This window comes from Notoacmeibacter ruber, from assembly GCF_003668555.1.
GTDB lineage: Bacteria > Pseudomonadota > Alphaproteobacteria > Rhizobiales > Rhizobiaceae > Notoacmeibacter > Notoacmeibacter ruber.
Genome location: NZ_RCWN01000001.1, coordinates 2127526 through 2139783, shown reverse-complemented (window position 1 = coordinate 2139783; position 12258 = coordinate 2127526). Strand labels below are relative to the sequence as shown.

The following is a 12258-nucleotide window of genomic DNA, read 5'->3' as shown; positions in this document are numbered from 1 at the left end:
CTTGATCCACCATCCACAAAAGCCGTTTTTTTCCTCGGGGGCTTCAAGGACGGATTCAATGATCTTCACAACGCCGCTGATTTGTGAAAGTGACGCTTTCCGGTTCAATGGAAATCACGGGATTTTGGAATGATGCGTGCCTGGCGCGGGTGGCGCATCTGCATGGGTGGCAACGGGTTTGTGACATGATCGGCCCGGCAGAGCTGAGCTGCGAGCCGTCCTTCTGAAAGCCGTTCCAGTGCGTCGCTGCGGTCGGTCAACCGTCGTGCGACGACATGGATCACATCGGCATCCCTCTGGATCGAGCCTTCCACCGCCATCAGACGGGCCGTCATGACCGCCTTGCGGAATGTTTCCATCACTTTCGGCCAGACGACGAGATTGGCAACGCCGGTTTCATCCTCCAGCGTGATGAAGCAAACACCCTTGGCGCTGCCGGGCCGCTGACGGATCAGGACCAGGCCGGCGAGCTTGAGGCGCGCGCCCGATCGCAGCGCTTTCAAATCCGCCGCCGTCCTATAGCCCTGCCGCTCCATCGACTTGCGCAGAAAGTGCATGGGATGCTGTTTCAGGGACAAACGCGTGGTCTGGTAATCGGCAACCACATGTTCGCAGATCGACATGGCCGGCAGCAGGACCGGCTGTTCTTTTCCTTCATCGTGCTCCTGACGGAACAATGGCAGGTCCGGTGCATCGCGAATGGCACGCGCTTCCCACAGCGCGGCGCGACGGTCCAGCCCCATCGAACGAAAAGCGTCTGCTGCGGCCAGCGTATGGATCGCACCACTGGCAAGGCCGGCACGGCTTTTCAGGCTTTCAACCGTCTCGTACGGTGCTTCGCGGGCTGCACCCAGCCGGGCTGCGGCTTCTTTGCCCAGTCCTTCGATCTGCCGGAAGCCAAGCCTTAGCGCCCAGCCTGTCCCGGATGGCTCCAGCGTGTTGTCCCACGCGCTATAATTGACGTCCGCCTCGCGTACCTCGATGCCGTGTTCGCGCGCGTCGCGGACGATTTGCGCCGGCGCGTAAAAGCCCATGGGCTGCGAATTGAGAAGCGCGGCGGCGAAGGCATCCGGGTAATGACACTTCAGCCAGGACGAGATGTAGACCAGCTTGGCAAAGCTGGCCGCATGGCTCTCCGGGAAACCGTATTCGCCGAAGCCCTTGATCTGATCGAAGCATCGCCGCGCGAAACTTTCTTCGTAGCCGCGCTTTACCATGCCTTCGATCATTTCGTTCTGAAGCGCGCCGATCGTGCCACGGGAGCGGAACGTTGCCATGGCCTTGCGCAGTTCGTTGGCCTTCTCGGACGAAAACTGGGCAGCCTCGAGCGCGATTTTCATGGCCTGCTCCTGGAAGATCGGCACGCCGAGCGTTCGCTTCAGAATGTTCTTCAGCTCATCAGGATCGTGCGGCGGGGCAGGCTTTGGGTAGTCGACTTTCTCCTGCTTGTTCCGTCGCCTCAAATAGGGATGGACCATATCGCCCTGAATCGGTCCGGGCCGAACGATCGCCACCTCGATCACCAGATCGTAGAGTTCTCTCGGCTTCAGGCGGGGCAGCATGTTCATCTGCGCCCGGCTTTCGACCTGGAAGACGCCGAGGCTGTCGGCGCGGCAAAGCATCTCGTAGGTTGCCGTGTCCTCCTTCGGCACGGTATCGAGCTCATAACGCTTGCCGTAATGGGCTGCGATCAGGTCGAAGCATTTTCCGATGCAGGTGAGCATGCCGAGCGCCAGCACATCGACCTTCAGGATGCGCAGTTCATCGATATCGTCCTTGTCCCATTCGATGAAGCTGCGGTCGGCCATGGCGCCATTGCCGATGGGGACGGTGTCTATCAATGGGCCTTCGGTAAGGATAAAGCCGCCAACATGCTGGCTGAGATGGCGCGGCATGCCGATCATTTCCGTGGCGAGACGGATGGTGCGTGACAGGATGGGGTCGGACAGGTCGAGCCCCGCCTCATTGACGTTCTTTTCGCCCATTTCGCGGCCGAAACTGCCCCAGACGGTTCGGGCGAGCGCACTCGTTACATCTTCCGACAGGCCCATCGCCTTGCCGACTTCACGAATGGCGGAGCGGGGGCGATAGTGGATGACGGTGGCACAGAGGCCGGCACGATGCCGCCCGTATTTTTCATAGATATGCTGGATAACCTCTTCGCGCCGCTCATGCTCGAAATCGACGTCGATATCGGGCGGTTCCTCCCGCTCTTCGCTGATGAATCGTTCGAAGAGCATTTCGTTTTCGGCCGGGTCGACCGAGGTGATGTCGAGGACATAGCAGACAGCGGAGTTGGCGGCCGAGCCGCGCCCCTGGCAGAGAATGCCCTGGTCTCGCGCGAACGTCACAATGTCGTGGATGGTCAGAAAATATTGCGGAATCTTCTTCTTCCGCACCAGCGACAATTCTTTGTCCAGCGTCTTTCGAACCTTGTCGGGAATGCCTGACGGATAATGTCTGGCCGCCCCGGCCCAGGTCAGTTTCTCTAATTGGCTCTGCGCTGTCTCGCCTTCAGGCACTGTTTCATTGGGATAGTGATAGGCCAGTTCTCTCAGGTCGAAATGACAGGCATCGGCAACCTGGCGCGTTGCGGCGACAGCGTGCGGCCATTCGGCGAACAGGCGAACCATCTCCTGTGGTGACTTCAAATGCCGCTCGGCATTGGCGTCGAGAAGGAAGCCGGCCTTCTGAATCGTGGTCTTTTCGCGGATGCAGGTCATGATGTCCTGCAGCGGGCGACGCGCCGCCTCGTGATAATGCACGTCGTTGGTGGCCAGCAGGCCCAACCCGTTCTGCCGGGCGATCCGGTCGAGCCGGTTGATGCGTGCGCGGTCATCGCCCCGATAATGGTGGCAGGCCGCCAGATGACGAAGCGTCGGCAGACTGGCCGTCAGGTAGGAGAGATCCTCCGGCAGATCGTCCGGCGGCAGAAGAATAAGCTGGGTGCCTTCGGCATGGGCGGCCAGATTACCCAAAGTGATGTCGCACACACCCTTTTGCTGCCAGTTGCCCTCGGCATCGTTCATCTTTCCCTTGGAGAGCAGGCGGCAGAGCCGGCCATAGGCGGCGCGGTCGCTCGGATAGGCCAGAAAGGCCTCGCCGGTCAGCAGGTGCAGGCGACAGCCGATCACCGGGCGGATATTGGCTTTCACCGCATCGGCATGAAGGCGCACCACACCGGCCATGCTGTTGATATCGGCAATGCCGAGAGCATCATAGCCAAGCGCCCAGGCGGTGCCGACCAGTTCCGCTGCATCGGAGGCGCCGCGAAGAAAGGAGAAGGCGCTCATCACGCCGAGCTCGACATAAGGCGTGCGGGGGTTAGCGGTGAAGTCTCCACTGATCATCTTGCGCGGGTGCTGGTGGTCGTTCTGCGGCATGGTGCAGCCTCACGCAAAAAGGCCATGCAGGAACCAGCGCGGTTCGCTGCCGCGACCGTCATCGTGCAGGCCTTCGCGATAGATCCAGAACCGGCAGCCGGTTGCGTCTTCCACCTTGTAATAATCGCGAAGCCGCGTTCCTGACCGGTCGCGCCACCATTCCGGAGCGATCCGCTCGGGCCCCTGATAGCGAGCGATGCGATGGGGGCGGCGGCGCCAGACGAATTGGGCGGGCGGTCCCTCCGGCACGGCATAGAGTACGCGCACCTCCTCGGCCGGATCGAGCAGGCGAAGGGGGCGTTCTTTCCTTTCTGCTTCGTCGACGGCGTCTTCCTGCTCCGCCAGAGGCGCGCCGTTTCGGCGTGCCCGTTCCGGCACATGGCTTGGGTAGAGGTGGGGGCAGTAGATGGTTGTGTTGCCAAAGCGGTTGGTCAGCCGGTCGATAAGGCGAGGCAGATCGAGGTCGTCCCCGAGCGGGCTGGTCAGATCCGACTGGACCGTATTCATGGCTTCGGTTGCCAGAGCTTCCAGCATGATGACGTCGAAGCCAAAGCCGGGATCGAGCTTTTCGACCCGCTCGGCAAAGAGCGAAACCATATGGTTTGCGTCGCGTGTCGGTGCGGCCGTGGCCGCTTCAATACGGCTTGTTTCTCCATCCGTCCGATAAACGGAGAGACGGACACGCCTGGCGCCTTGCCCCGGCTCCAGAAGAATCTCGCAGAGCCGGTCGCACAGTTCCGGTAAATGGCTGACAGGGTCGATGATCGGTTCGGCCAGTCTCTTGCGGACAGCGAAATGCGGCGCTTCGTTTGGCGCGGATAGGGGTTCTTCCGTTCGCCCCAGCGCCTGATCGAGACGCAAAAGGGGATTGGCGGACAATTCGCTGCGCGAGAAACGCCGTGTCAGATGCAGGCGAGGCATCTTCATCAGGTCGGCGATCCGTCGCAAGCCCAACCTGTGCAGCAACAGCACGGTCTCGGCCTCCAGCCGAAGGGCCGCGACCGGCAGGGACGCAAGGTCCGCCGCCGGCTCCATGCAGAGCGTATGGCTTTCGCCATAATGAGAGAAGGCGTGGGCGGCGCCGATGGTAGGCGCGATGGCAATGCGGCAGCCATAGCCAAGGCTGCCAAATCGCGCCTCCATATCGGCCAGCATGGCGGCTTCTCCGCCCCACAAATGATCGGAACCGGTGGTATCGAGCAGCAAGCCGTTGCTGCCTTCAGCCACGCTCCAGGGACACCAGCGGCGCGACCAGAAGGCCAGCTTTTCCAGCGCGGCCCTGTCGCCGACAGGATTGGCTTGTTCGAGCTGAAGCGTCGGACAAAGGGCGCGCATGTCGACGGCTCTTGCCCCCTTGCGGACGCCGGCTTTTCTGGCCCCTTCGTTGAGATCATGGATGACCGGGCCTTTCGGGCCGTCCGCGATCAGAGCGAGCGGCAGGTCAGGAGGCGGCTCGTCTGCCTGCCTCTTCCGCCACGCCAGCCAGCGTTCCATCGCAAAGCGCGGGAGCCAGATGGAGACGATGCGCCGCGCGGTCATAGGATGCCACCCAGTGGCCCGGGCGCCGGTCACGGGAGCGAAACAGTTCGGCATGCCAGAGCGAGCCGCCTGGCGCTTTCGGATCGTAAGGGAGCGGAGCAGAGGGAAGCGAGTGCAGCCGCCAGCGGTCCCGCGCGGCGCTGAGATCGGCTTTCGCACCATGACGGATCAGCCAGCACGGTGTGCCGCTGGTCTCGGCCCGCATGGCCAATCTCTTGCTGGCGGTGAAGTCCAGCACTTTCGGGTTGCCCCATATTTCCGCCACGACCGCCGAGAGCGCACCACAGCGCAACCCCTCTTCGGCAGCGATCAATACATCGGCGGGTCTGGACAAGCGCGCGCGAATGAAAGGTCTGGATACCGCATAGGGCTCGCCGATTTCGCATAGCGTCAGCCGGTCGGTGATCCACAGAAACGGCCGGGTCGTCCTGCTCAGATGCGCCAGCACGAATCCCGTATTGGCCCCATCTGCGGAGCGCGAGGAAAAGGCTTCGGCAAGCCGGGGCCGCCCATCTGGCAAGGGGACGGACACAGACGGCTCCCTTGCCGAAATTCGGGCGTGAAATCCGGTCATCAGGCATGGGTCATCAGGGTCTAAATGTTCTCTTTATGTTCTAATTCTGGTTATTGCTGAGAGTCAAGCGGAGTCCGCTTTCACGCGTGCTGTCGGAACGGAAAGAGAGAGGGTCGAGGGCGATATGCCGTCTGTTGGCCCGCGTTATTCTCCGGTTTGCGGCAGTTGGGCAAGCCGCGTCAGGCTGTCTTTCAGGATAGCCCATTCTTCCGGCGAAAACTGGCAGGCCAACTCCCTATTATAGATCTCGGCCGCCGCAGTGAGGTCGTCATAGGCCGCCTTTCCCTGGGGGAGCAGAGAGAGGATTTCGCGGCGCCGGTCCTCGCGCGATTCATCGCGCTTCAGAAAGTGTTTGTCTTCCAAGGCGCTGACGGCGCGGGAAATCTTCGTCTTATGCATCTTGGCCATGGTGCTGATCTGCGAAGCGGTCAGATCGCCATAACGGCCAAGGTGAAACAGAACACGCCACTCGGTTCGCAACAGGCCATAACGCTCGCGATAGGTGTTGCTGAAGTGGAGGCTTGTTTCTTCGGCCGCCTGGTTCAGAAGGTAGGGGAGAAATCCTTTCAGATCGAACGCACCGCTCTCAGTCATCGTGGTTCTTTCTCCTCTTCATCTGTTTTATCGGCTCGATCTTTCGGGTTGATAGTTACAAAAGCAACTATTAGGCTCCTGCGCAAATTGTCGGGAGGAGATCGACATGAACAAGCAGACGAAGACCGAGGCTCTGACGCAGGCAGCGACGCCCATCGGCACCACTGAAGGCTATATGCCCGGCTTTGGCAATGATTTCGAGACCGAGGCGCTGCCCGGTGCTCTTCCCCAGGGAATGAACAGCCCGCAGAAATGCAATTACGGCCTCTATGGCGAGCAGCTGACGGGCACCGCCTTCACTGCGCCAGCGCACCAGAACGAACGGACGTGGTGTTATCGTATCCGGCCGTCGGTCAAGCATACGCACCGGTTCAAGAAGATCGATCTGCCGTACTGGAAGAGTGCGCCGAATGTCGATCCGGACGTGATCTCGCTTGGCCAGTACCGCTGGGATCCGGTGCCCCATTCCGAGGGCGGTATGAACTGGCTGACCGGTATGCGGACCATGACGACCGCTGGGGATGTCAATACGCAGGTCGGCATGGCGACCCATATCTATCTCGTCACCGAATCGATGGTGGACGACTATTTCTATTCGGCTGACTCCGAATTGCTGGTGGTGCCGCAGCAGGGCCGCCTGCGGTTCTCCACGGAGCTCGGCATCATCGATCTCGAACCGCAGGAAATCGCCGTCTTGCCGCGCGGCCTCGTCTATCGGGTGGAGGTCATCGAAGGGCCGGCGCGCGGCTTCGTCTGCGAAAATTACGGCCAGAAATTCGAATTGCCGGGGCGTGGACCGATTGGCGCCAATTGCATGGCCAACCGCCGCGACTTCAAGACGCCGGTCGCTGCTTTCGAGGATCGCGATGCACCCTCGACCGTCACAGTGAAATGGTGCGGCCAGTTCCACACGACCGAGATCGATCACAGTCCGCTCGATGTCGTTGCCTGGCACGGCAATTATGCTCCGGTGAAGTACGACCTGAAGACTTATTGCCCGGTCGGCGCGATCCTGTTCGACCATCCCGATCCGTCGATCTTCACGGTTCTGACGGCACCGTCGGGCGTACCGGGCACCGCCAATATCGACTTCGTACTGTTCCGCGAACGCTGGATGGTGATGGAGGATACGTTCCGTCCGCCCTGGTATCACAAAAACGTGATGAGTGAGCTGATGGGCAACATTTATGGCCAGTATGACGCCAAGCCGCAGGGATTCGTACCGGGCGGGATGAGCCTTCACAACATGATGTTGCCGCACGGGCCTGATCGCGAGGCGTTCGAAAAGGCGTCCAACAGCGAACTTCAGCCGGAAAAACTCGACAATACGATGAGCTTCATGTTCGAAACCCGATTCCCGCAGCACCTGACGGCCTTCGCCGCCAAGGAAGCGCCGCTTCAGGACAACTACATCGATTGCTGGGAAACTCTGGAAAAGAAATTCGATGGCACGCCCGGCGTGAAGTGACCGGCCTTTCTATTTCGGCCGGGTCCCTCATATTTCAAATTTCAAGAAATTGCCTGCTCTGGAGGATTGATGAAGCTCGCAACCCTTAAGGATTCCACTCGTGACGGACGTCTTGTGGTCGTCTCGCGCGACCTGACCCGCTATTCGGAGGTGCCGCATATTGCACGGACCCTTCAGGAAGCCCTGGATGACTGGTGCCATGTCGCGCCGCGTCTGGAGCGTGTGGCGGAAGGGCTGAAATCGGGCAGTCAGCCCAGTGAGCGGTTTCACGAACATGCGGCGGCATCGCCATTGCCGCGTGCCTATCAGTGGGCGGATGGCTCGGCCTACGTCAATCATGTCGAACTGGTGCGCAAGGCGCGCAACGCGCAGATGCCAGAGAGTTTCTGGACCGATCCGCTGATGTACCAGGGTGGCTCGGACGCTTTTCTCGGTCCGCGTGAGCCGATCGTCTTTCCGGCAGAGGCCGTGCCGGGCTGGGGAATCGATTTCGAGGGCGAAATCGCGGTGATCGTCGACGATGTGCCGCTCGGTGCCGACGAGGAAACCGCGCGCAAGGCGATCCGCCTCATCATGCTGGTCAATGACGTGTCGCTGCGCGGGCTGATTCCGAACGAACTCGGAAAGGGATTCGGGTTCTTCCAAAGTAAGCCCTCCAGCGCGTTTTCGCCGGTTGCGGTCACGCCCGACGAATTGGGCGATGCGTGGGACGGCGGCAAGGTGAACCTGCCGCTTCTGGTCTCCTTGAACGATAAGCCGTTCGGCAAGGCCGATGCCGGCACGGACATGACGTTCGATTTCGGCAGGCTGGTGGCCCATGCCGCCAAGACACGGCCGCTCGCCGCCGGCGCGATCATCGGGTCGGGCACCGTCTCCAACAAGGGGCCTGATGGCGATCCCGGCAAGCCTGTTTCGGAGGGCGGGGCAGGATATTCCTGTCTTGCCGAGCAGCGGATGATCGAGACCATCCAGAACGGCAAGCCGCAGACCGATTTCATGGCGTTCGGCGATAAGGTCCGGATCGAGATGAAGGATGCGGAGGGCCATTCGATCTTTGGCGCGATCGAGCAGACCGTCGAAAAACAGGACTGAGCCGAGGAAGCGGGACAAGATTATGAGCAAGCAATTCGCATCCGCCGGCGACATGGCGGAAAAGAATGTCAGCTTCAGCCAGATCGGGGAGGGGCTGTACGCTTTCACCGCCGAGGGCGATCCGAATTCTGGCGTCATCATCGGCGAAGAAAGCGTGATGATCGTCGAAGCCCAGGCCACGCCTCGTCTGGCGCGAAAAGTGATCGAATGCGTGCGTTCGGTGACGGACAAGCCGATCAGCCACGTTGTGCTGACGCATTACCACGCGGTCCGCGTGCTTGGTGCTTCCGCTTTCGACGCGCGTGAAATCATCATGAGCGACAAGGCACGCTCGATGGTGGTGGAACGCGGTCAAGAGGATTGGGACAGCGAGTTCGACCGCTTTCCGCGTCTGTTTCAGGGCCATGAGGAAATTCCGAGCCTGACCTGGCCGACCATCAGCTTCACCGGCTCGATGACGGTCTGGCTCGGCAATCGCCGGGTCGACATCAAGCAGGTGGGCCGCGCTCATACAGCCGGCGACATCGTGATCCACGTGCCGGATGAGAATGTGATGTTCACTGGCGATATCGTCGAATATCACTCGGCCTGCTACTGCGGAGACGGCCATTATGGTGACTGGCCGGGCACATTGGAGTCGATTCGCCAATATGATCTGGCAGCCATCGCGCCGGGCCGTGGCGATGCGCTGACCGGTTCGAAAATGGTCAATGAGGCGCTGGACAATACGGCCGATTTCGTTCGCTCGACCTATGACGCGGCTGCGAAAGTGGCGGCAAGAGGTGGCTCGCTCAAGGAGGCCATGGCGGCTGTCCGTGCCGCCTGCGACCCGAAATTCGGCGACTATGCGATTTACGAGCACTGCCTGCCGTTCAATGTGGCGCGGGCCTTCGATGAAGCGCGCGGCATTGAGAATCCGCGTATCTGGACGGCGGAGCGCGACAAGGAAATGTGGGCGGAGTTGCAGGGCTAGTCTTCTAGCCGGGAGGAAAAACATGCTTGAAGACCGTTACGCTCTGGCGCATCGGCTCTATCCGTATGCGCGATCGCAGGATCAGGAGGCGGCCCAGCCGGTTCATCACAAGGCCATTGTCATTGGTGGAGGACCGGTGGGAATGGCTGCCGCGCTGGAACTGGGTCTCAAGGAGATCGAGGTTCTGGTTCTGGACGATCATGAAGGTGTCGGGCAGGGCAGTCGCGCCATCTGTTTTTCGAAACGCTGTCTGGAGGTCGCTCACCGGCTCGGTTGTGCGGATCCAATGATCGAAAAGGGGGTGGAGTGGAGCCTCGGGCGCGTCTTTCATGGCGATAAAGAGGTCTTCGATTTCAACCTCCTGCCGGAAGAGGGCCACCGGTTCCCGGCCTTCATCAATCTGCAGCAGCCCTATTTCGAAAAATATGTGGTGGAGCGCATCCGGCAGGCGCAGGACGAAGGCGTGCCGATCGAGATTCGTGGTCGCAACAAGGTCACGGGAATCGAGCAGTCCGAGAAGAAGGTTACGCTTCGGGTCGCGACGCCCGATGGCGACTACAGCCTGACCGCCGACTGGGTCATCGTGGCCGACGGCGCCAGTTCACCGACCCGCACCATGATGGGCCTCGGTTTCGAGGGGAAAGTCTTCGAAGATAATTTCCTGATCGCCGATGTGCGGATGAAGGCCGATTTTCCGGTCGAGCGGCGGTTCTGGTTCGAGCCGACTTTCAAGGGTTCGGGCGATTCCGCCCTGCTGCATAAACAGCCGGATGGCGAATGGCGCATCGATTTTCAGATCGGCTGGGACATCGACCGGAAGAAAGAACTCAAAGAAGAAAATATCCGTGCGCGTCTCGACGCCATGCTGGGGCCTCTTGGTATCGATTACGAGATCGTCTGGACGTCGATCTATACCTTTCAATGCCGCAGAATGGAGAAGTTCCGCCACGGCCATGTGATCTTTGTGGGCGATAGCGCGCATCAGGTTTCACCCTTCGGTGCGCGCGGCTGCAATAGCGGGATGCAGGATGTAGACAATCTCGGCTGGAAGCTGAAGCGGGTGATCGACGGTCAATCGCCGGAACACCTTCTCGACACCTATGATGAAGAGCGGCTGGTCGCCACCGACGAGAACATTCTGAACTCGACACGGGCGACCGATTTCATCACGCCGAAATCGAAGATGAGCAAGATTTTCCGAAATGCGGTGCTCGATCTGTCGGAAGAAAATGATTTCGCGCGGCCTTTCGTCAATTCAGGCCGGCTTTCCGTGCCGGCGACGCTCGACGGCTCTTCTCTGAATACCGAGGACGCTCTACCGGATGCTCCCGCCCGAAGCCGTCCCGGCGCCGTCTGCCCTGACGCGCCGCTCGACGGCGACTTCCTTCTGGATCGGATCGGAGACCGTTTCGCCGTACTGGCGATCGGTGTGGATGTTCCCGATTTCGAAGGGGACCTCGATGCGGACCGCATCGTGTTTTCCAAGGGGGCCGTCCCGCTCATCGATGAACGTTATCTCGGTAATGTGGAGCAGGCGGTCTATTTGATCCGTCCCGACCAGCATATTGCCGGACGCTGGCCAGACTGGAACGTCAATACGGTGCGCGAGGCCCTTGACCGGGCCGCCGGCAAAGTGCGGGAGGCTTGAGATGGCAAAGCTGAACAGAAGCCGGAATATCCCGGATGCCGACGGTATTTACGCCTCGTTGATTGCGGCTCATGAAGGTCTTTCCGACGATGAGAGCGCGGCGCTCAATGCCCGGCTCATCCTGACGCTGTTCAATCACATCGGCGATAAGGGCATTATCGAAGAAGCGCTGGAGGTGGCGAGAAAGGCCTCCCGCCAATCCGGCTGAACTCGGACCTCTGTCGGAGCGGCGCGCAGAGGCAGCGTCAGATGGCCAGATATTCGTGGCGAAGCTGCTCGTTATCGAGCACTTCCTGCGCCGTGCCTTCATAGACGATCTGGCCGGTATCCATGATGACGGCCCGATCCGACAGCCGCAGGGCCGCGACAGCGTTCTGCTCGACGATGATGGTCGTGATGCCGATATCGCGGATCTGCCGGACGATCCCCTCGATCTCCTGCACGATAACCGGCGCGAGGCCCTCATAGGGTTCGTCAAGAAATAGAACCTTGATATCGCGAGCCAGCGCACGCGCCACGGCCAGCATCTGCTGCTCGCCGCCACTCATGGTGGGCGCCTCCTGCTTCCGGCGCTCCGCGAGTCGCGGGAAATACTCGTAGATCTTTTCGATTTCCCAACCGATTTCGCCGGAGACCTGCGACAGGACGAGATTTTCCTCGACCGTCAGCCCCCCGATGATACGGCGATCCTCCGGCACGAGCTGGATGCCCATCTGCGCCGCCTGGTGGGATTTCTTGTTGTGAAGCGGTTCGCCATTCAGCCATATCTCACCGCTTCGCAGTTGCGGATTGTCGAGCCTCGCCAATGTGCGCAGCGTGGTGGTCTTGCCCGCGCCGTTGCGGCCGAGGAGCGAGAGGACCTCTCCCTTGTTCAGGTCGAATGAGACGCCTTGGACGATATAGCTCTCGCCGTAATAGGCGTGGATATCCCGAACGGAGAAGAAGGAGTCCTGTGTTTCTGTCATTTCGTGGGCTCCTGCCAGGCTT

General features: G+C 60.5%; 10 protein-coding genes. 5 read left to right on the top strand and 5 right to left on the bottom strand.

Annotated elements, in window-relative coordinates; all coding sequences use genetic code 11:
* Positions 1-104: 104 nt before the first annotated feature.
* The 4 genes from D8780_RS10180 to D8780_RS10165 form a co-directional block, all read right to left on the bottom strand.
* A complete protein-coding gene (locus tag D8780_RS10180; protein WP_121645490.1) occupies positions 105-3383 on the bottom strand; it encodes an error-prone DNA polymerase in 3279 nt (1092 codons plus the stop codon).
* A 9-nt stretch (positions 3384-3392) separates the two neighbouring features.
* On the bottom strand, positions 3393-4922 hold the full coding sequence (locus tag D8780_RS10175; protein WP_121645489.1) for a Y-family DNA polymerase: 1530 nt from the start codon (positions 4920-4922) through the stop codon (positions 3393-3395).
* Positions 4825-5454, bottom strand: a complete 630-nt coding sequence (locus tag D8780_RS10170; RefSeq protein ID WP_199699588.1) for an ImuA family protein — start codon at positions 5452-5454, stop codon at positions 4825-4827. The genes D8780_RS10175 and D8780_RS10170 overlap by 98 nt, the downstream gene beginning before the upstream one ends.
* Positions 5455-5640: 186 nt before the next feature.
* Positions 5641-6090 carry a MarR family winged helix-turn-helix transcriptional regulator gene (locus D8780_RS10165; RefSeq protein ID WP_121645488.1) on the bottom strand — a complete coding sequence of 150 codons (450 nt, stop codon included), beginning with the start codon at positions 6088-6090 and terminating at the stop codon, positions 5641-5643.
* Between the two features lie 106 nt (positions 6091-6196).
* Between D8780_RS10165 and hmgA the strand changes: the two genes are divergently transcribed.
* The 5 genes from hmgA to D8780_RS10140 all read left to right on the top strand — a co-directional run bounded on the left by hmgA (position 6197) and on the right by D8780_RS10140 (position 11479).
* Positions 6197-7558, top strand: a complete 1362-nt coding sequence (hmgA, locus tag D8780_RS10160) for a homogentisate 1,2-dioxygenase (RefSeq protein WP_121645487.1) — start codon at positions 6197-6199, stop codon at positions 7556-7558.
* 69 nt (positions 7559-7627) lie between these two features.
* Positions 7628-8650 carry a fumarylacetoacetate hydrolase family protein gene (locus tag D8780_RS10155; RefSeq protein ID WP_121645486.1) on the top strand — a complete coding sequence of 341 codons (1023 nt, stop codon included), beginning with the start codon at positions 7628-7630 and terminating at the stop codon, positions 8648-8650.
* Positions 8651-8672: 22 nt separating this feature from the next.
* A complete protein-coding gene (locus D8780_RS10150; protein ID WP_121645485.1) occupies positions 8673-9623 on the top strand; it encodes an MBL fold metallo-hydrolase in 951 nt (316 codons plus the stop codon).
* A gap of 22 nt (positions 9624-9645) precedes the next feature.
* Entirely contained in the window at positions 9646-11271 is a 1626-nt protein-coding gene (locus D8780_RS10145) for an FAD-dependent oxidoreductase (protein WP_121645484.1), read from the top strand.
* A 1-nt stretch (position 11272) separates the two neighbouring features.
* A complete protein-coding gene (locus tag D8780_RS10140; RefSeq protein WP_121645483.1) occupies positions 11273-11479 on the top strand; it encodes a DUF2783 domain-containing protein in 207 nt (68 codons plus the stop codon).
* 37 nt (positions 11480-11516) lie between these two features.
* Here D8780_RS10140 and D8780_RS10135 read toward each other — a convergent pair whose 3' ends face one another.
* Positions 11517-12236 (bottom strand): ABC transporter ATP-binding protein, encoded by a 720-nt coding sequence (locus tag D8780_RS10135; protein WP_121646509.1) that lies wholly within the window; start codon positions 12234-12236, stop codon positions 11517-11519.
* Positions 12237-12258 lie beyond the last annotated feature (22 nt).

Excerpts from the sequence above, each read along its gene's own strand:
- D8780_RS10180 (WP_121645490.1), bottom strand. The coding sequence starts at position 3,383 with ATGCCGCAGAACGACCACCAGCACCCGCGCAAGATGATCAGTGGAGAC.
- D8780_RS10175 (WP_121645489.1), bottom strand. The coding sequence starts at position 4,922 with ATGACCGCGCGGCGCATCGTCTCCATCTGGCTCCCGCGCTTTGCGATG.
- D8780_RS10165 (WP_121645488.1), bottom strand. The coding sequence starts at position 6,090 with ATGACTGAGAGCGGTGCGTTCGATCTGAAAGGATTTCTCCCCTACCTT.
- hmgA (WP_121645487.1), top strand. The coding sequence starts at position 6,197 with ATGAACAAGCAGACGAAGACCGAGGCTCTGACGCAGGCAGCGACGCCC.
- D8780_RS10155 (WP_121645486.1), top strand. The coding sequence starts at position 7,628 with ATGAAGCTCGCAACCCTTAAGGATTCCACTCGTGACGGACGTCTTGTG.
- D8780_RS10150 (WP_121645485.1), top strand. The coding sequence starts at position 8,673 with ATGAGCAAGCAATTCGCATCCGCCGGCGACATGGCGGAAAAGAATGTC.
- D8780_RS10145 (WP_121645484.1), top strand. The coding sequence starts at position 9,646 with ATGCTTGAAGACCGTTACGCTCTGGCGCATCGGCTCTATCCGTATGCG.
- D8780_RS10140 (WP_121645483.1), top strand. The coding sequence starts at position 11,273 with ATGGCAAAGCTGAACAGAAGCCGGAATATCCCGGATGCCGACGGTATT.
- D8780_RS10135 (WP_121646509.1), bottom strand. The coding sequence starts at position 12,236 with ATGACAGAAACACAGGACTCCTTCTTCTCCGTTCGGGATATCCACGCC.